Raw genomic sequence first — 20,182 nt, forward strand, 5'->3', positions numbered from 1 at the left:
CATGAACATCGACAATCTTGTACAAAATATTACTCCCGAATTATTCGAACGCTTACAATACGGTGCTTCTACTGGCAAGTGGCCAGACGGTACCGTTTTATCAGATGAACAAAAGCAACAAACAGTGCAGTTGGTTATGTTGTATCAAGCAAAGGTGGCTCAATCAAACGAGCAATTTACGATTGGTGCTAATGGTGAAATGATCCAAAAGACAAAAGCTCAACTACAAAAAGAATTCAAATCAGACAACGAAATAGCTAGGTTTAGTGAACATGATCTTTAAGCACCTTTTTACACCTAAGTGGAAACACCCAAAGCAACAAGTACGTCTTGATGCTATCGAAAAATTAGACATTGAACGTGATGCAACCATATTAAACACGTTAGCACTTGAAGATAGCTCAGCTGAAATTCGCCGTAAAGCGCTGCAAAAGGTAAACAATTTGCCGCTATGGTGGAAAGCGTATAAACAAGATCAAGCATTAAAAGATATAGCAGAGCTGCAAATATCTAATGCTGTTTTAAATAGCGAAAGTACACTAACAGCGCAAATCAAAAGTGAATACATAGAGCGTTTTGCACCTGTTAAAACACTCGAAAAGTTAGCATTTGCAGAAAAAGAACTGCAAGTACGCGTTAAATTATTAAAACGTTTAGCAAACCCAAAATTAGTAGAAAAAGCATTTAAAGAAGGTAGCGAAGAGCTACAAACTCAGTTAGTTGAACTTGTTATTACCCATCAATTAATTAAGCCATTAGTAAAACATGCAAAAGGTGATGCAAAAGCAGCACTTGAAACGCATATTGAAAATGAGCGTTTAGCAATTGAAATGCCACTTCAGTTTGAAAGTGCAACACGTGTTATTTTAGCTAAGTTAAATGCTTTACGTGAAAAAACAGATTTTGGTGTTGTAAATTCACAAGCCGGCGAATTAATGGCCCAGTGGCAAGCACTTGAGCTCAAATGGTTAAGTGATGAACGTGTAAAGCTGCTTGATGAAAAATATATTTCTATTACTACTAAGTTAGATGCACACATTGAACAGCTAAAAGCAGTACATGACAAAGAGCAGCAGCAATTAGCGCAACAACAGCGTCAATTATTAGCACTTGCAACACTTGAAGCTTTGGGTGAAGAAATTGAAAATGCCTTACAGCTTGGTCTTGAAACTCCAGAGCAAATTCAACAAGATTGGCTTGATGCAAAAGTAGCGCAAGCTAAGCAAGCTATTAGCGAAACAGAACTTGCTAATAATGCACAATCAAAACTCGCTGTAAGCAAGTTAGAAAAACTATTTACTCAAGTTGCTAAATTACCCGAGCTAACAACTGCTATTAAAGAGTACAAACTCGCTTTTGCAGCATTATGCGAAATTAAGCCAGCAGAAGATTTAGCACAATACGATGCAACTCTAACTGAATTTAATAATGGCTTTAAAGCAGCGCGTAATCATTTGAATGTTTTAGATGGCGCACTGCAAAGTACCTTTAAAACACAGTTAAATGGGCATAAAAAGCAATTTTTAGCACCAATGAATGAGCTAGTTAAGCCACTTGAAAAAAACCAAAGCCAAGCAAAGCGCAAAGCTCGTGATGTTAAGCGCCTAATCGAAGAAGGTCGTTTTAATGTTGCTTTTGGCGTGTTTAAAGGCTTTGAAGAGTTATTTAATACACTTACTGAGCAATATCAGCAGCCACTTGTAAACATAAAAGCAGACCTTGAAGCGCAACTTGCAGATGCGAAAGATTGGCAAAAATACGCTGCAGCACCAAAGCGTAAAGCTTTATTAGAAGAAGTAAGTGCATTAGTAAGCGAAGAGTGTACAGACCCACAACAACGCGCAGAGCAAGTAAAAGCGCTACGTAAACGTTGGAATGAGTTAGGTCGTTTAGACACAGATGAAGAAAAGCTACAAGGTGTGCAGTTTGATGAACAAATCGAGTTGTTATTTGAGCCTTGCCGTAGTTACTTCGCAGAGCAAGAAGTGCAACGCGAAGCATCAAAAGCACAGCGTGAAAGTATTATTAACGACATGCATGCGCTCCATTTACAGCCAACTGCTGAGGATGATTTTGATTGGAAACAATATGAAAGCCAATATAATCGTTTAAATAAAGCGTGGCGCAGTGTGGGTAAAGTTGACCCTAAAACATACCGTACACTAAACGATCGTTATAAAAATGAGCAACAACAAGTACTGGCTTTATTAAACGCATTTCATAAAAGTAATGCAGCACTTAAAAATGAGTTAGTAGAAAAAGCGCAGCAATTATCACAAAGCGATGATTTAGCCGCTGCCTGCCAAGAGTTGAAGCAAATGCAGCAGCAATGGCAAACCATTGGCTTTGCTGGTTTAAAAGCTGAAAATGCGTTATGGCAAAAGTTTCGTCAGTATAACGATGAAACATTTACTAAGCGTAGTAGTGAGTTTGAGCAGCAAAAACTCGAGCAAAACGAGTCAGATAAACAAGCAATTGCAGAGCTTGCAGAGCTTGAAGCAGCACTTAGTGATGTTAATCAAAGAGCGCAGTTGCACGACCTAGAAACAAAAGTGAAAGGGTACACGCAATTTAGATCGTTAGCGCCAAAGGTTACTAAACTATTAGCTGCTATTGACGATAAACTTGCATTGCTTACAAGCAAATCAGAGCAAGCTAATCTAGATGCGTTAATTACAGCACTTGAAAACAATGAAGCGTTACCAAGTCAGTATCAAGCACCGCTTAAAACAGCATTAAATACAGATCAACTTATTACGCGCATGGAAATATTAGCGAACGTAAGTTCAACTGATAAGTCACTTAGAATGGCAGAACAAGTAGCCATGTTAGATGACAAACATCGTGGCGAACATGCTGATTTAAACTATTATTTAAAACAGTTATTAGCGCTCAGTGCTGGTTCAGTTGAACCTGACACACTAACGCGACTTAAAGCGACACTTGCAGCTTAATACACTAGGGGGTGTTGACCTTTCGTGGTTGAATTTGCAGCAGACTGTTTGGTATTTAGGCAAGGCAGTGTCTATGTAGTGTGGTTATTCCCCATAAATAGGCGATAACGCAGCATAAATGCCAAACATGCGCTGCCCTTTGGGTTCTTTCTAGGGACGATTAACTCTTTGTTGCTCGGTTTTGACTTAGCCCGCTAGGTTACAAACCTCACGCCGCGATTAAATCGACCCTAGATTGAACAAATTTCAATCCACAAAGGACAACACTCCCTAGAACCAGCACAATATGTGCTGGTTACTATTTTACTAAGCCGCTTTAATAGCGGCTTTTTTATGTATCACTAATTCATAAACAAAAGGGTTCTCATGAGAATTTTAGTTATTATTGCAGCGTTATTTTTAACTGCCTGTAATACCACGCAAGGCATATCAGTATATTCATTTACTAACTCTGAGGTTGAATCTGTACTGGGTAAGCAATTACCAAAGTTAAGTGAAAAAGTAAGCTTAATGGGTTTGCCGGTTCAGTTTGATGTAAACGATTTAAGTGTAAATATTGGGCCTGATAACCGCGACGTTGTTGTTCTTGGTGCCGATTCTAGCGCTGAAATTAATGCATTCGCTCTTAAATACCCTGTGCGTTTAAAGCTGCAAATTGAAGGTAGCCCATTTTACGACAGTGAGAAAAAAGCAGTGTTTTTACGTAATATTAAATTACTTGATTCGAGTGTAGATGCCGGTGGTTTTAAAGGTAATTTAGGTGCGCTTGATAGCCAAGCAATGGATGTTATTAATGCTTTTTTAGCGGTTAACCCAGTTTATACTCTAAACATGGATGACCCTAAAATGATGCTACTTAGTAAACTTCCACTTGATATGAAAGTGGTTGAAGGCGCAATTAAGCTAGTACCTCGTCTATAAGTAGATCTACCTACTTACAATATACGTATTGATTAGCCTGACTTTCAGGCTAATTAGGTTTTAATATTATGGCGGCTCCTCGTACTGTCCCCACTTCTCGGCTTTCTCGATTTGCAAAATTAGGCTCACTTGCCACAGGTGTTGCTACCAACATGTTAGTTGATGGTGCTAAGAGCGCGCTAACTGGTAAAGGTTGGGATAATAAAAGCTTACTGCTACAACCTAAAAACATTGAAAAACTAGCCACACAGCTATCACATTTACGTGGTGCAGCAATGAAACTGGGGCAATTGCTTTCAATGGATGCGGGTGATCTACTTAGTCCTGAATTAGCTCAGTTACTTGCTTTACTTCGCTCAGACGCGAACCCAATGCCTCATAAGCAGCTTGTTGAAGTGTTAAAAGAGCAATGGGGGGATGAGTGGCTAGCGCGTTTTTCTCATATTGAGTTAAGACCTTTTGCAGCGGCTTCTATAGGGCAAGTTCATTTAGCTTATAAAGAAAATGGCGATCAGCTTGCTGTTAAAATTCAATATCCTGGTATTGCAAAAAGTGTAGTAAGTGATGTCGATAACGTTATTTCGTTATTAACGATTTCTCGATTATTGCCAAAAGATCTTAATATTAAACCACTTATTGGTGAGGCTAAGGCACAGTTATTAGCTGAGGCTGATTATAAACGTGAGGCTCAGTACTTAATACGTTATAAAAATGCATTAGCAACTAATCCCCATTTTAAAGTACCCAACGTATATCCAGAGCACAGCACACAACAAGTGCTAACTATGGAGTATATAAAAGCAGAACCTATTGAGAGCATTACAGAGCTACCAGATAGTCAAAAAAGCTTTGTTGCAGAGCAACTGATTGATTTGTTTTTTAAAGAAATGTTTGAATTTAAATTAATTCAAACCGACCCTAACTTTGCCAACTTTCATTATCAGCTTGATACACAAAAAATTGTTTTATTTGATTTTGGTGCAACGCGAGAAATATCAACCGAGCTTAGCTTAGCGTACTTAGCCTTATTTAAAGCGGGTAGCGAAAACAACCGAGAAGGTGTACTTAAAGCGGCATCACACATAGGTTATTTTAAAAATGACTTAGTTGATGAGTATAAAAACAACGTCATTGATTTATTTTTAATGGCGTGCGAGCCACTAAGAGCAGAAGGGGAATTTGATTTTAAAAATAGCGAACTCGCGCTCAAAATTAAAAATGCAGGGCTTGCCCTTAGTGCGCAATCTCAGCAATGGCATACACCGCCCGTTGATGCGTTATTTATTCACCGAAAACTTGCAGGACTTTATTTAATAGCCGCAAGGCTAGGTGCAAAAATAGATGTAAAAACGTTATTTAAGCACTATTTATAGCTTTTTAACTTACGCGTAAGTGCACTTTAAGTAATGAGTGCAATTAGTGTATAAAATTGCCATAATGCTCGCGATATTTCGCGAGGTGTATTTATGATAAAACAATTTTTAAACGATCCTAAATTATTGCTAAACGCAGTAGGTGAGGGCATATACGGTTTTGACCTATCGGGTAATGCGGTGTTTGTTAATCCTGCCGCTGAGCTCATGACAGGTTGGTGCGCTGAGGAACTATTAGGTAAAAAAATACACCAATATCATCACCATACTCATGCTGATGGCACACCTTATCCCGCAGATGAATGCCAAATTTACTGCACCATGTTTGACGGAAAGCGTCGTGAAGTTAAAAATGAAGTTTTTTGGCGTAAAGACGGTAGCTCATTTGCAGTTCAATACACTTCAACACCGGTTTATCAAAATGATAAGTTAATTGGTGCTGTAGCGGTATTTCGCGATATATCACTGCAACAGCAAACACAAAATGCACTACAAGAGGCACTTACTCAAGTAAAGCACTTAAGTGAGCAGCTAAAAGATGAAAACAACTACTTAATTGCAGAGCTCAACGAAGACTGGCAAGACTCAGGGCTAGTTGGACAAAGCCATATATTTCAAACCATGTTAGATCAAATAAAACTGGTAAGTGAAACCGACAGCACAGTGCTTATACTTGGCGAAAATGGCACGGGTAAAGAATTAGTAGCCCGTAATTTGTATCGACTAAGCAAGCGTAGCGAACAAGCTTTTATAAAAGTAAATTGCGCCGCATTTACCCCAAGCTTGCTAGAATCGGAATTGTTTGGTCATGAAAAGGGCGCGTTTACAGGTGCCAATGACCGCCGTAAAGGGCGCTTTGAACTTGCTGATAAAGGCACCTTGTTTTTAGATGAGATAGCAGAGCTTCCACTTGAGGCGCAAAGTAAATTACTGAGAGTCCTGCAAGAACAAGAGTTTGAACGCGTGGGTGGCAGCAACACGCTAAAAGTAAACATTAGAGTAATTGCAGCGACTAATCGCGACTTGTGGGAAATGGTACAAAAAGGCACGTTTAGAATTGATTTGTATTATCGGCTCAATGTATTTCCTATAAAAGTACCCGCCCTTAAAGATCGAAAAGAAGATATTCCTTATTTATGCGCTAATTTGATTGCGCAGCTAAATAAACGGCTCGGGAAAAACTTAAAAGGGCTAAGTAAAAAAGCAATTACGCAGCTGCAGGCTTACGATTGGCCAGGCAATATTAGAGAGCTGCAAAATGTACTTGAACGTGAAGCTATTTTATCTAATCAAGCGGTACTTCAGCTAAGTCAGCCTTTGCAAGCGGGTGGTGAAGTTGTTATTAATCCTTCACTTACGCTCGATGAAGCGCAAAAGCAGCATATAACCTCTGTTCTCGCGTTATCGCACTGGCAAATATCAGGTGATAAAGGAGCGGCAGTTAAATTGGGCTTACCTGAGAGTACACTACGCTCAAAAATGCGAAAGTTAGGAATCGCTAAAAATTCGTGATATATCGCGAAGTACGCTTTATATCGCGTGGTTTATTTTTATTTTTTAAAATAATTTCTTTAATATCAATGAAGTAATTAAGGTTTCAGCTTGGTCTGAAAGTTGCAAATGCTTGCGTAACACCCGTCATTATGAAGCAAGTACTATGAAGTTTGATATTAAAGAAGAAGACATGATTATTAAGCCCTATAACACAGAAGGGCCAATTTATATCCGCGAGCAAAAAGGATTTTTTCAGCGCATACGCCGTAATTTAGGTTGGCTGCTAATGCTAACTTTTATTGCAATACCGTGGATCCAATATAACGGTCAACAAGCTGTGCTGCTTGATGTGGCAACGCAAACCTTTACTATTTTTGGTTTAACACTCCTTCCTCAAGATTTTATGATTTTAGCCCTGCTATTCATGGTGGGGGCTTTTGCGTTATTTTTTGTAACCAACTGGCTTGGTCGGGTTTGGTGTGGTTATACCTGCCCGCAAACAATATGGATGCTCATGTTTTCGTGGGTAGAGCAACGCATAGAAGGCACTCGAAATCAGCGAATTAAATTAGATAAATCTCAGTGGACGCTAAGTACTTGGCGCAAAAAAATAACTAAGCACAGTGCGTGGATTATTATTTCAGTTTTAACCGCCACCTCGTTTATGGCGTATTTTATTCCAGCAAAAAGTTTGTATATGGAAATGCTTACATTTGAATGGTCAGGTATTACGAGCTTTTGGGTGTTTTTATTCGCTTTTTGCACTTACGGTAATGCAGGGTTTTTACGCGAAAAAATGTGCACGATTGCTTGCCCGTATTCTCGTTTTCAGGCTGTTATGTTTGATAAAGATACGTTGCTTGTAACCTATGATAGCACGCGCGGTGAAAGCCGAGGGCCACGTAAACGCAAAGCTGATCCAAAAGAGCTTAACTTAGGTGACTGTGTAGACTGTAACTTATGTGTAGAGGTTTGCCCGGCAGGTATAGACATTCGAAATGGCTTACAATATGAATGTATAAACTGTGGCTTATGTATTGATGCTTGCGACGATACCATGGAGAAATTTGGTTATCAAAAAGGCTTAATTAAATACGCCAGCGAAAAACAAATGGAAGGCAAAAAAACCAATCCATTTAGATTAAAACTAATAGGATACGGCGCATTAACGGCTTTGTTAATCATTTCTATGTTTGCATGGATGCTGCAACGCACACCAATAGAAGCCTCAGTACTACGCGATAGGAATGCGCTTTATAGAGTGAACTACGAGGGCCTGGTAGAAAACCCTTATACACTTACTATTATTAATAAAACGCAGCAAGCACTGCATTACAGTATTGCCATAGAGGGCTTGCCAGAAGCAACACTCTCAAGTCCAAGTTCTACACTTATACAGCCAGGTGCAATGAAAAGAGTCCCCGTTACTGTAACAGCTGATGGTTACAATATTGCGCACAAAGTGAGTAAGTTACAATTTATAGTAACAGCGCAAGAAGATGCCAGCATTACTATAACCAAAGACAGCCAATTTTATAAAAATTAGTACAGTATATAAGCTCTATATAAACAACGACTTGAGCTCTACCTAGCTCAAGTCATTGTTTAATTCATTTAAAATAAAATGCTTTGCAGATTCTAGATTATCAAAAAGACAATCTTTGAAAGTAACGTCTCTTTTGGCGTTTTGCATTATTCGTTGCATTTGGCTTATAGCAATAGGTGATGTAAGCACAAACGCGCTAATTAAACAGTTGTTTTGCTGCATGCTGTGGCTTATGGCTACCATTTCTTGCTCGGCCAGTGGGGTTGCAGCTACAACGTTTGATGAGTCACTTATATAACCCCATTTCTCGCCTTTAAATGATTGAATGGTTTCAAAAAGCGCTGCTTTAAAATTACTTAAAAGCTCAAGTTCTAGGTTTCCGCTAAATTGTGCAATAACTATATTATTTTCAAGCGATAAATTAACGTGTCCGTTTTTATTTTTGTATTCCATTAATACCTCCTAAATTAGCTTTTTATCTAAATTTCGTTTAGCAGCCAAGAGGGTACAAGCGGCTGCAAACTTATTAAAGTGCTTTAATATAGTTAAGGGCGCTTTTAATAACCGCTACTTGCGCCAAAATACATTCTTCATCTGTGGCTGTTGGACTATCAGGGTATACCTCTGTTGTGGTTACATAGGGTGCATCTGTAAAGCCCATACACAAACCTAAATCGCGTGCTGCGTAATTAATAACGCCAAATTGCTCTTGAGGGACGCCTATTAACTGGTTATTTTCATCACTCGGTGCAATGTGCGTGACCTTTGCTACATCTTCGATAATTACTTTTTGAAATTCAGGCTCAGGCTTATTGGTATCGGCCACTAAATAAAACCCATCAGGTATGTTCCAATTAGTGTTTGTTGTGCCTTCACGGGCAGCAAGTGCGGGTCTAAATTCACTATTATCGCTGTCGGTTGTTTCGTGTAAATCAATATGAGCAACTAAGTCTACATTGAGTGATTTTACAAACGCCATAATAGCTGCTGACTCTTGTGCTGGGCTGCCTTCGTAAAATGAGCGGTTAGGATCAATAGCATCAGGGTTCCAGCGGTTTATAGTTTCATATCCCCAAGGGCTAATGCAGGGCGCAACAACAATATTAAACTGCTCTGAGTGTTGCATAGCAGATGTTTTAGCAAATCTAAGTGCGCCATGTACGCCACTGGTTTCGTAGCCATGTACACCACCTGTGATTAAAACAGTTGGTTTATTAGTATTAAAGTTAGGCGTTTTTAATATATATAATAGGTAAGTGCCAGCGGCGTAATTAAGCTCGCCGTATTGCTCTATATCCAAGGTGTTTTTAAGGTCATTAATTAGCGTTACGACTTCGTTTTGGTAACTGCGTTTAATGTTTTGGCGTGCTAACCACAGGGCTTTATCGTTGTTATTCCATTTTTTGCCAGGTGTGCCAATGGGGTATGTGCTGTTAGTCATAATAAACCTTTATATCAATTGTTATTAGCTTTCCTATAAATAAGGAGGGCAATTACAATTGGTAGAGTTACTTAATAAAGGCGTAGCTTAACGCTGAGTAAATTAGCGTGCAAATTAAAACGTTAAAGTCATATTTTTTATAGCGCGCGATTGCTGGGATTTAATATAGCTTTGGTTTGCGTATTCACCCGAAATACTACCGAATCGATCGCGTTTCACACTAATTGTTAAATCACACGTTTTACCTTGATCTACTTGCGAGCTGCTAAACATATCTAAACTTCGCAGATTTATTTCAAGGCGCGAAGTGTTAAGCGCAAAAAGCGTTGATTGTAAAAGTGTTTCATTATTATTGTTAGTGCAGCTACTGCTAAGTTCTACTTGACTAGTACTATTAGGATCAGTGCCATCTAGCTGAACTGTAAGGGGACTATTAATATCAAAATTTTGATTGTTACTCGGGGTTAAAATAATAAAATTTAAAGGCAACTCCACGCTCGAATTAGCATTTATGCCATCATCCCGTTTAAATTTTATATCAAACTGTTGGTTATCGTCAGTGGCATTTATATACGCTTGGTAATCAACGTCTAAAAAGTCGGTATCTTTTGTAAGTACAATAGCAGTGCTATTAACAACAGCTTGTAATGAGTCGCTATCGCTTAAAACAATGTTAGAGCCATTAGCGTCGCCTGCATTTAGTTCTGCGTTAACACGCGCGCGGTTACCGTCAGAAACCAGTTCAAAACCTGCCCAAATACCTTTTGTTTTTACTAAATCCGACTCTGTTTCTGACGTGCAAGCGCATAGAGCTAAAATTAAAGCCGTTGTGGTAATGCATTTTTTAAGCAAGTTAGCTCCTTTAAACCACTAAATTAGGCTGTAAATAATTGTTTAATAGGGGATATACCTAACAATTATATGAAGTATAAGTTTGTATGTGTGCATTGTTACACAACACGCCATCTGTAAATGTTTAAATTTGTTAACGGTTGTAAATAAATTATTAAACGCTAAGTTTTAAAAACTAACTTACTAATTAAATTGTTTACTAAGTAAGCATCGAATTAGCGCTAAATGTATTACAAAAGAGTATGTTACAATCAGGTAAAGCATATCTTCATATTGAGTATTATGGCGCAGTATATTGCTACTCCAAGTTGGCTAGGCCGTTTTTTTACCCGTATTAAACACGTAACTATTGAGCAAGAGCATCTTGTTGTGCATTTTAGAAGTGCTCCCGCACGGACATTTTTAATTAAAGACTTTGATAATTACTCAATACTTAAAAATCGTTTATTTAGCGCCAAAATTAATTTGTGCGATAGTAGCAATACATCAATTAGCTTTTTAAACAAAGCACAAGCTAAGTCTTTAAATACCGCCCTTAATACGCAATTTTCAGCCATGCTTGAGCAAAAAGTAAATAACGCCAAGGCTTTGCTAAAGCGTTATGCTTTAGATGAGTTTTTACGTGATAGTTCCATGAAAATACTTAATAACGAAGTATTTTTACTTGCTAAACAATACGCTCAAAGTACAAATACATGGCAACAACACTTATCGCCAAGCAGTATTAAATTTTTAAATATACTGAGCTCCACACCCAATACTCACGATGCAATCGCACAGCTGCGCCATAAATATGAAAAAAAACAGCTAACTCTTAAAAATGACTTTTTTAATCAAGTAGAGTCAAATCCATTAACAACAGAGCAGCGCTTAGCGGTTATACGCGATAACGATAAAAACCTAGTATTAGCGGCAGCAGGCACAGGTAAAACATCTGTGATGGTCGCAAAATCGTTAGATCTAATAGCGTGTGATATTGCCAAGCCTGAGCAAATTTTGGTGCTGGCCTATAATAAAACAGCAGCAAATGAGCTTAAAGAGCGCTTTATTAAACGCGCCACGTATGCAAAATTGCCTACCAAAGCACCCACTATTTTAACGTTTCATGCGCTTGGGCTTAAATTATTACAAAGTGCTAAAAAGCCAATCGAATTGTCAAAATTTGCAACCGACCCAGTTCAATTAAATAGTTGGTTAACTGGGTGGGTAAGTAAAAAAATACAAACCGAGCCACAGTTTTTAAAAGCATTTGTAGATTTACTCCATGAGCCGATTGATATATTTAGCTTTAAAGATAATGCACAGTACGAGCGGTACGTACGCGATAACGAATACCGTAGCCTTGCAGGTCATAAAGTAAAAAGTTATCAGGAAGTGCTTATTTCAAACTGGCTACATTTGAATTGCGTGGCGCACAGTTATGAGGTGAATTATCACTTTAATCAAGGCGCAGAGCTAAGTGGGCAATACCAACCAGACTTTTATATACCTCAATACGATATTTACTTAGAGCACTTTGGCATTGATAGGCAAGGGAATACTCGTGCCGATATAGATAAAAAACACTATAACGAGCAAATTGCATTTAAGCGTAAGTTACATAAACAAAATGGCACCACTTTACTCGAAACCTTTCATTACAACTGGGTAGAAGGAAAGCTAGAGCAAACTCTCGCTAAACAATTAAAGCAGCATAATGTTGAATTAACACCTTTAAGTAACGACGAAATATTTCATACTTTAAATAACTCAGGACAGTTACAGCAAGGCATTGATAAGTACATAAAATGCTTACAAGCTATTCGAGTGGAGCAACTAAGTAATAAGCAAATAGCGCAGCGCATCAAGCAAAGTGGTATTAAAAACTATCAACAATATGCAAACTTGTTAGTGCAAATTCATGACGCTTATATAAATGAACTAAGCACGCAAAATGCCATTGATTTTGACGACATGATTATTCAAGCAACAAAGGCGATAGTAAGCGGAGATTTTAATATTCCATGGAGCCACATTTTAGTTGATGAGTTTCAAGATATATCAAGTGCGCGTATGGTTTTTTTAAATGCCATATTAAAATATGGCAAAGGAATACGCTTTACTGCGGTAGGTGATGACTGGCAAGCAATTTATCGGTTCTCGGGTGGTAATTTAGCGCTTACTACACGCTTTAATGAATTAGTGGGCAGCCACTCACTTACTATGTTGCAAAAAACATTTAGATATAACAATAGTATTAGTGATGTAGCGGGGCGCTTTGTAATGCAAAACCCTGAGCAATATAAAAAGCAGATCAGCACACATACGCAAGTAACCACACCACAAGTTATTTTGTTAGACGATTTATACCAAGGCACTAAATCGATAGAAATAAAAGTACAGCAGAGCATAAGCACTATTCAAAAAAACGATGCATCAGCGAGCATTGCCATACTTAGTCGATACCGATACATGTTAAATAGCGTGCAGCAGCATTTAAAAGATAAAAAGCATACAAACCCTCTTTATTTTTGGACATTGCATAGCGCTAAGGGGCTTGAAGCCGATTACTGTATTATTATTGGTTTTGAACAAGGTAAATTAGGGTTTCCTAGCGATAATCAAAATAACGTCCTGGTGGAGTCGTTATTACCAGTGCAAGATGAATTCACTCACTCAGAAGAAAGGCGTTTGCTTTATGTAGGTATTACGCGCTCAAAACATAAAGCATATTTAATTGCAGACCCTTATGCATGCTCAGCGTTTGTAAAAGAACTAGTAAATGACGATTATCCTATTCAAATCGGCTCCACGTTGTTTAACAAGTCGCAACTAAAGCAAAGAGAGTGTAATACGTGCAGCGACGGATTAATTGTGCCACAAACGGGTCAGTATGGTGATTATTATAGCTGTACTAATACGCAGATTTGCGAAACTAAACTACGAGTGTGTAAAAGCTGTAGTAGCCCATCAGTTGATAAAAGCACGTATTCACAATGTGTGAATACAGAGTGTAAAACGCAGCATCCAATTTGTGAAAAGTGTGGTCGCGAAATGCGTAAACGTAAATCTAAGTACGGTGAATTTTTAGGGTGCAGTGGTTTCGCGCTTAAAGAGGATAACTGTAAAAACACTCGAAAAATGAATGTTTAATGGCTAACGAGCAGGTTTACACCTGTCTATTTTATAGAACAATGTAAATAGAAATTATATTCATTTGATTGATTTTAACAAGTTATCAATGTCTAATAGAAGAATGAGCTTTAACTGTTGTTTATTATGCATTTTTTCAATAGGTTCTTTTTATTAAACGATCACTATTCAGCCCCTGATCAGGTTGCTAATTGGCGAGTAAGTGCACTGCGCATTATTCTATCATTAGTAATGGTGTTATGTTTTGCTGTGGTGTGCCACACGTACGCAAGCGCTATTGAGTTTAACTTAATTTATATTGTTGTATTAACAAGCAGTTTTTTTGCGACTGTATGCGGTTTGCTTATAGCAAGTAAGCGTTTTTATCACTTCAGCGCTCATGTACTTTTAATAGCCATTGTAGCTGCTAGCGTGTCAATGAACTTATTTTTAACAGACCTAGAGCTTGCTAAAGTGGGCTCTATGTATATGTATTCCTGCCCAATAATCGCACTTATGCTACTTGGTTATAGAACAGCCCTTGCTTATGGCGTATTAAATATTGTACCGTTTTATATGATCATCAATAACGTTGATGTATCGGGCTTAACTGGCATTGCTCAGCAACTTCCCGATGCCAGCTTATACATTACAGGGCTAATATTCTTATTTTTTAACATTTGTATTCCCCTTGCTGTGGCACGCACAATTGTGGCTGCTAAGCGTTTAAACAAAACAATGATAAGCGCTAATACACACCTTAAAGATAAAAATGAGCTTTATCGAAGCCTGTTCACCGAATCAAATAAAGCCAAAATTATTGTTGACGAAAATCTTGTCATTACTGATTTTAATCAACACGCTATTGATATGTTTGGTATAAAAAAAGAATTAAAAGAAGAATGCGTTAACCTTTCTCATTTATTTCCTACTTTAGTTTTTGACGCCCCTAATGCTCAAAATAAAATTGTGAAGTACAAAAAAAGCTATTTTAAAGCCTGCTACCAACAAATAACAATGAGTACTAACTACCGTGTATACGACTTTTACGATTGCACGCAAGAACAGCTCATTAAACAAAATTTATCGATGATGGAACAAGAAAATAAACGTTTACGCTTTAGAGACTCGCAAACAAAACTACCTAATAGAGAATGGTTTGAGCTGCAATGCGACAGATTAACAAGCAAATACCAAAAAGGTTTTTTTATCGTTGTTACCCAAAGTGCAAATAGTGAATACTTAAATTTAAAGCTCACTAAAGCCGACTCTCAAGCATTACTTATTAACGCGTACAAGCGTTTAAAGGCGATGGCAGATGGGCCGTTGTTGTGTGCCCATATAGGAGTAGGAAAGCTTGCTTTTATAATTGGCGCAAACTCGCAAAACGAGCTTGAAGATAAGCTATTAATGCAAATAAAAAATACATTAGATAAAACTTATAATGTGTTTGGCACTAAGTGTCAGCAATCATTTTTATTTGGTTTTGCAAAGTATCCTGATCACGGAAAAAACAGCACAACAGTACTTAGCAATGCGTGCGAAGCACTTAAAGTTGCAAACTGTAATATGCCTCTAAGTGGTTATAACGAAAAACAATCACAAGCTTTTATCGAAAAATACGAAATTTCGATGTTATTAGATGAAGCGCTTCAGCAGGGCGATTTGTCGGTACACTATCAACCTAAAGTAGATGCAACGGGTAAATGTATAGGGCTTGAAGCTTTAGCGCGTTGGAACAGTCCTATACTAGGTAATGTGTCGCCAGTGGTATTTATTCCTATTGCAGAAGAATACAGAATGGTCAGTAGGTTAACCGATCTGATTATTCAAAAAGTCTGCGCTCAAATTTCCAATTGGACCAAGGCGGGTTTACCGAGTGTGCCGGTGGCAATAAATATATCTCTAATTGATTTTAGCCAAACCGATTTTATGTCAAAACTGGTTAAATACCTTGCTGACTTCAACGTAAAGCCACCTCAAATAGAGTTAGAACTGACTGAAACCTCTCTTGAGGCAAACCAAGCGCATTCGCTAAAGCTTATGCAAACACTGCAATCGTGGGGTTTTACTATTTCGGTTGATGATTTTGGAGTGGGGTATTCTAATATTGCACGCCTTGCCGATTACCCTATTAACAAGCTCAAGTTAGATCGCTCATTAATCAGCCAAGTAACAAGCTCTACGCGTCAAAAAAGTTTAGTTAAAGCGGTGCACGTTATGTGTGAAGAGCTTGATATTAAGTGTGTAGCCGAAGGAGTAGAAACCCAAGAGCAAGTAGCAATAATGGCGCAAATGGGGTGTAAAGAATTTCAGGGCTTTTACTTTGCGAAACCAATGTCAGCCGAAAATTTTGCAGAGCATGTTAGCCGCCATGGCTTAGTGTTTAACCCCAAAGAGATGACGGCTCAACTTTAAATGTATAGTGGGTATTTTATTACCTAGTTACAGAGCTGTTGGGCGTTTATAGTTATTTCACACTGATGAATAACTCCTGCTCCCCAATGCTGTATATCTGATTGAGCAGTACAGCCTGCATCTTCAATTAAAGCAGTATTGGCATCACATAAAAGTAGCACTGCGTTATCATCTTGTACGTTCACGATAAGCGTGTATTTCCCAAAAGGTGCAAGTTTGCTTAAATCGTTATTAACAGCGGCTTTTAACAATTCATCAGTTGTTGAATAGGGTGTTTCACTAAATTTTAGTGTGCCATCAACGGCTGTAGCAATATCTTTTAATTGTGAGGCTAAGTCGGCCATCACTTCTGGATTGTTTTTTTTAGGAGTGTAGCAACCGCTAAGTAATACTATGAGGCTTATATAAAGTAAGTGTTTCATTTTATTTGCTCCATACCGTCATCGTGTTGTGTTCATCGTAGCCTGTATCTAGGTTCCAATTTTTAATTGCACTGTAATCAGTATCTAAAAATACGGCATTGGCAATAATGGTTATGTAGTGCTGAATGTTACTAACGGCAAAGTCAAAAATATCGTTGTAATGCATAGGCTCGTGCGGCGTTTTTAGATGTTCAATAAAAGTGGGGTCTACTTCGTTTGGGCGAGGATAAAACAAGCCTAAATCAGCAGCAACATGGCGTGCACAGGCAAATAATCGATAGCTTTCTTCAACATTATTTACTACAAGCTGAAAACCGTTATGCCATGAATTAAAGTTAGGAGCGTGTTGTGCTGCGTAGCTTGGGTGAACCGTTAATAAAGCATGTCGCCAAATTTTTGCAATATCGGTATCAAAATTATCGTCTTTGTTAGTACAAGATCCAATATTTTGTTGCACGCGGTCAGCATAACCTAACTCACCTAAGTTTAAACGTTGCCAAATAAACGCGTCTTGATTCATTTCGCAGGTACGGTGCGCCGTTTGGTTTTGCGCGTAAGGGCCTACTTTTAATTCAACAACCGGATGCACTGTTATATCTGCAGCAACATGGGCCATATAACCGCATAACCAGGCAAAACACTTTTCAAATGCTTCACCTTCAAGTGTTTTACAGTATTCAATCATTGCTTTAAGTAAATCGCCTGTGTGCTCATAGTGCATTAGGTCGGCCCACGCATTTTGGCTAGGCTGCGCTACAGCTAAGTAAGGATAATCGGGGGCTACACAGCCTAGTTCAAGGTATGCTTGGCGTTGGCTTAAAATAAGCTTTGCTTTTTTAGGCATATCCATTTTAGCGAGTGACTTGGTTTGCGTTGCAATATTAACAGCAGTGATGTGCGCAAAAGCACCTGGCATTGTCATATCCTTATGATTTATTAATAAGGGTACAGATTAACATTGAGAGGGGGTTAAATAAAGCCAACTAAATGCAAGTATATCGGATTAAACACCTATTAAATTAGCTGCTCAACTAATTGGCCATTCTCGTATAATTTAGCATGTTGACGCTTATGTTCTTCAAATAGGTAAGCTCTTAATTGCTCTTGACCGCTATGAATTTGCGTTATTTTAGCGGCTATACCTTGCGTGCTTTGCCTTACGGGTTCTATTTCCATCGAAATACTTTGTTTGTTAGGTAAAATAAATTCCATGTGCTGCGATTTATTTAAATGGTTACCTTTTCTGAGGGGTTTTAAAAACATCCCCGTGTTTGATATTGATTCAATTTTAAACCCTTGGCTTTTAATATTTAGCTCACTCCAGCGCCAACTGCGCAGTGTGCCTTGTGTGTCTATTACTTCGGGGGCGGTTAAAATCGGTTTGATTATACCGGCGCTATCAATTTTCAAGTCTAACGGAAACCATAACTGATAGTGTGCAACCTCTGCGAGCAGGGTTAAATTAGCGCTACTAAGTAAGTGAGCAATATTGGCTGGTACTGAACTTTGTAACGTTAAAACGTGACTGTTGTGAGCATGTGACTTTGTATTGGGCTTAAATAACTCAGCAAAAAAATTTATCTCTTCATTAGAAAAGTCCATATTTCACCCCAGTTACATAAAATAATTCACCACCGTAATTTAAACAATGAAATTGGTCAATAAATGCTCCGTTTAAATTTGTTTAGATAATATTTACAAAGACAGAAGGGCAAACTAAACAATGTATTTAAATGCAGTGCTTGACCCGAACGTTATTCAGAGACTTGAATTATTTAACATTTATAAAAATATATTTAGGCGCTAGTGGCTAGCTGTTAAACTACAGCACATTAGTTTTATTATTTATATTAGAGTTTACATTATGATATGTGCATTTTTACGTGATCAACAGCCGAAGTTACTGGGTATGGTAGTGGCATTGTTCGGTGCCGGTTTTTTAATAAATGCAGTGGCTCAAGAGCAAAGCCAAACTTTAATTTTAGTGGGGTCAGAGCTTACTACCTGTACTAGCGCCAAGCTTAATAACTGCCAAAAAGAGCCTGTTATTGATGGTAAGTCACATAATTTATATACACTTAGCAGCTCTCAAATAAAAAACATCGCGCAGCATTGGCCTAATAATAATGTTGAGGCAAAAACGGCTGTATTAAAAACACTTAAAGCCATACAAAGTAAATCGTCAAATAGCGTATCAAAAACAGATTTACTCTGGCAGTGGCGCGATATAAATAATCAGCAATTAGAAAGTCTAACTCAGCAAGAGTACAACTTTGTATTTGATATGCTAGAAGTACCGCTACTTAATAAAAACGGTGAGCGTGTAAAAGAGCAAGTAAATACCGATTTTAATAATGAGGTTGCGACTAATAATATTTTACAATTTGTGTCGGGCAGTTTAAAAGTTAATAACGCAAAACCAACCATGCTTGCTATTACGGCTTCGAGCCGCGACCCTTATGAGTCGGCAGATGTAGCGCAAAGCCTTTTGGCACAATCAAATATAAACACTCAATGGTTAGCACTAACGCCAGCGCTTGCTAAAGCGATTACGAGTAACTCGTGCGATGAATTACCTGCGCTTAGAAATACATTAATGAATGTGTATAACCGTGAAGTGATTTATCCCGATCGCACAAAGGCCGAATACGCTTTATGTAAAAATGGCACTAATGCACTTGTATCACTTATTAAAAATAGTACCGGTGTGATGTTTAATAGCGGTAATACAGCATTAACTCACAAGGTATTATTTGATCAAAACAATAACCCATACCCGTGGACGCAAGCATTGCAAACTCGCCCAGTAATTGTAGGTGAAGGAGCGGGCGCAGCAATCCAAAGTAAAGTGACGGGCATGCTTACAAATACGACAAGCCTTGAGGCACTTCGTAAAAGTGAAAATAACACTAATGCTGGTGGGCTGGGCAGTTTTAACTTTGGTGTACTAGATACTCAATTTAGCGAACAAAACCGTACATTTAGGCTTGCAGCAGCGCTAAATAAAAACGAAGTGAAAAATACTAAAACAGAGATTCGACATGGTTTTGGTATTGATGAAAATACAGCCTTAGTTGTTATTAAATCGCCAGAAGGTAGCTTAATAACCGCAATAGGCAAAAGTGGTGTAGTGCATTTGGCTAACCAAGGTAAAGCCCAACCTGGGAGTAAGAGCTATAGCTATTCGTACTGGCCTACAAGCAGTGTAATTGAAATTACCAATAATACGTTTACATTAAGCGCACGCACAATAGATGAAGCGTTACCCGCTATAAAAATACCTCCACTGCCAGTGCAGCGTTTTGGCTCAATTTTAACAAATTCAAAACTGCGTTCACTTACTCAAGCGATGTGCCTAAGCCAAGAGCAAAGTGCGGTAGCCCAACAAGACGAGTTTATAATTAGCCTTACAGCAACGAGTGACACGCAGTATCATCGCGTAAATGCAAAAGAGTTTGGTTGTGCGCTAAGCAATTTAGAGTTAGCTATAAAATCGATTTAGTGACTAACCTGAGCCAAGGGTTTAAGTTTTTGGCTCTTCTCTATAAAATAGCCACCATAATGAATCGCCCCGTGTTTGCCAGAGACTCAATAACTTGAGAAACTGGAACTATGAAAAAATCAAATCGCTATACATCAGAATTTCGTGA

Annotated in this window: 15 protein-coding genes; 9 read left to right on the forward strand and 6 right to left on the reverse strand. The window is 38.3% G+C overall.

Going from position 1 to position 20,182, the window contains the following annotated elements; all coding sequences use genetic code 11:
* Position 1 precedes the first annotated feature (1 nt).
* The 6 genes from GQR47_RS18665 (at position 2) to ccoG (ending at position 8,288) form a co-directional block, all read left to right on the forward strand.
* Entirely contained in the window at positions 2–283 is a 282-nt protein-coding gene (locus tag GQR47_RS18665; protein ID WP_007378333.1) for a DUF1315 family protein, read from the forward strand.
* Positions 273–2,954: a DUF349 domain-containing protein gene (locus GQR47_RS18670; protein WP_165724310.1), complete on the forward strand. Its 2,682-nt coding sequence runs from the start codon at positions 273–275 to the stop codon at positions 2,952–2,954. Before GQR47_RS18665 ends, GQR47_RS18670 begins: the two co-directional genes overlap by 11 nt.
* Positions 2,955–3,320: 366 nt before the next feature.
* Positions 3,321–3,875, forward strand: a complete 555-nt coding sequence (locus tag GQR47_RS18675) for a DUF1439 domain-containing protein (RefSeq protein ID WP_002960677.1) — start codon at positions 3,321–3,323, stop codon at positions 3,873–3,875.
* A gap of 68 nt (positions 3,876–3,943) precedes the next feature.
* Positions 3,944–5,248, forward strand: coding sequence for an AarF/ABC1/UbiB kinase family protein (locus tag GQR47_RS18680; protein WP_024594671.1), 1,305 nt, complete (start codon positions 3,944–3,946; stop codon positions 5,246–5,248).
* Between the two features lie 93 nt (positions 5,249–5,341).
* The gene (locus tag GQR47_RS18685) at positions 5,342–6,760 is read left to right on the forward strand and encodes a sigma 54-interacting transcriptional regulator (protein WP_024603566.1); all 1,419 of its coding nucleotides are present in this window, start codon (positions 5,342–5,344) and stop codon (positions 6,758–6,760) included.
* A 145-nt stretch (positions 6,761–6,905) separates the two neighbouring features.
* Positions 6,906–8,288, forward strand: a complete 1,383-nt coding sequence (gene ccoG, locus GQR47_RS18690; protein WP_024596828.1) for a cytochrome c oxidase accessory protein CcoG — start codon at positions 6,906–6,908, stop codon at positions 8,286–8,288.
* A 42-nt stretch (positions 8,289–8,330) separates the two neighbouring features.
* Here the strand turns inward: ccoG and GQR47_RS18695 are convergent, their stop codons facing one another.
* The 3 genes from GQR47_RS18695 to GQR47_RS18705 form a co-directional block, all read right to left on the reverse strand.
* Positions 8,331–8,741 (reverse strand): hypothetical protein, encoded by a 411-nt coding sequence (locus tag GQR47_RS18695; protein WP_024603567.1) that lies wholly within the window; start codon positions 8,739–8,741, stop codon positions 8,331–8,333.
* Between the two features lie 73 nt (positions 8,742–8,814).
* Positions 8,815–9,729: a M14 family metallocarboxypeptidase gene (locus GQR47_RS18700; protein WP_024596829.1), complete on the reverse strand. Its 915-nt coding sequence runs from the start codon at positions 9,727–9,729 to the stop codon at positions 8,815–8,817.
* A 114-nt stretch (positions 9,730–9,843) separates the two neighbouring features.
* Positions 9,844–10,581 (reverse strand): hypothetical protein, encoded by a 738-nt coding sequence (locus tag GQR47_RS18705; RefSeq protein WP_024596830.1) that lies wholly within the window; start codon positions 10,579–10,581, stop codon positions 9,844–9,846.
* 282 nt (positions 10,582–10,863) lie between these two features.
* On the opposite strand from GQR47_RS18705, the gene GQR47_RS18710 reads away from it, so the two are divergent.
* Together GQR47_RS18710 and GQR47_RS20390 are read left to right on the forward strand one after the other, a co-directional pair.
* Positions 10,864–13,713, forward strand: a complete 2,850-nt coding sequence (locus tag GQR47_RS18710; RefSeq protein ID WP_165724312.1) for a UvrD-helicase domain-containing protein — start codon at positions 10,864–10,866, stop codon at positions 13,711–13,713.
* Between the two features lie 126 nt (positions 13,714–13,839).
* Entirely contained in the window at positions 13,840–16,110 is a 2,271-nt protein-coding gene (locus tag GQR47_RS20390) for an EAL domain-containing protein (RefSeq protein ID WP_182693595.1), read from the forward strand.
* 23 nt (positions 16,111–16,133) lie between these two features.
* On the opposite strand, the gene GQR47_RS18720 is transcribed toward GQR47_RS20390, so the two are convergent.
* The 3 genes from GQR47_RS18720 to GQR47_RS18730 form a co-directional block, all read right to left on the reverse strand.
* Complete coding sequence (locus GQR47_RS18720; protein ID WP_165724314.1) at positions 16,134–16,532, reverse strand: hypothetical protein; 399 nt, start codon at positions 16,530–16,532, stop codon at positions 16,134–16,136.
* 1 nt (position 16,533) lies between these two features.
* Positions 16,534–17,448 (reverse strand): zinc dependent phospholipase C family protein, encoded by a 915-nt coding sequence (locus GQR47_RS18725; RefSeq protein WP_165724316.1) that lies wholly within the window; start codon positions 17,446–17,448, stop codon positions 16,534–16,536.
* A gap of 98 nt (positions 17,449–17,546) precedes the next feature.
* The gene (locus GQR47_RS18730; protein ID WP_024596834.1) at positions 17,547–18,134 is read right to left on the reverse strand and encodes a hypothetical protein; all 588 of its coding nucleotides are present in this window, start codon (positions 18,132–18,134) and stop codon (positions 17,547–17,549) included.
* Between the two features lie 262 nt (positions 18,135–18,396).
* Between GQR47_RS18730 and GQR47_RS18735 the strand changes: the two genes are divergently transcribed.
* Positions 18,397–20,034, forward strand: a complete 1,638-nt coding sequence (locus tag GQR47_RS18735) for a cyanophycinase (RefSeq protein ID WP_165724318.1) — start codon at positions 18,397–18,399, stop codon at positions 20,032–20,034.
* Positions 20,035–20,182 lie beyond the last annotated feature (148 nt).

Origin of the sequence: Pseudoalteromonas sp. Z1A2 (genome assembly GCF_011378755.1) — a bacterium.
GTDB lineage: Bacteria > Pseudomonadota > Gammaproteobacteria > Enterobacterales > Alteromonadaceae > Pseudoalteromonas > Pseudoalteromonas distincta.